General features: G+C 59.2%; 1 protein-coding gene. It reads right to left on the bottom strand.

All coding sequences use genetic code 11. From position 1 onward, the window contains the following. Positions 1-299: integrase core domain-containing protein (locus tag KY389_RS15130; RefSeq protein ID WP_219831795.1), on the bottom strand; the 299-nt coding region annotated here is incomplete at both ends.

The raw sequence follows: 299 nt of genomic DNA, 5'->3' as shown, positions 1-299 counted from the left end.
CGGCGTGAGCAATGGGCGCAGGCGCGGAGCCATCAAGTAGCTCAAGCGGCTGCGCCCATTGCGTTTTATCGAAGGGCTTCGCTGCTGCGAATTCCTCCGGGATCTGATACTTCAGGCTGCTATGCGGACACTCCGTGTTGCAGTCGATCCTCCGATCTTCGATGATTTCACGGGCTTCATCGATGCTGGTGAACCAGTGCTGGTTCAGGCATTCTTCAGGGAGATGTCCCGATGAATGTTGAAATCGGGTCGGGGCAGCGTTGCCGGGCTCATGGTTGGGCGGCCGCTGCGGTGTGGTC

The sequence above is a fragment of the Paracoccus bogoriensis genome (genome assembly GCF_019431455.1).
Lineage (GTDB): Bacteria > Pseudomonadota > Alphaproteobacteria > Rhodobacterales > Rhodobacteraceae > Paracoccus > Paracoccus bogoriensis.
This window is presented reverse-complemented; position numbering and strand designations above follow the sequence as displayed.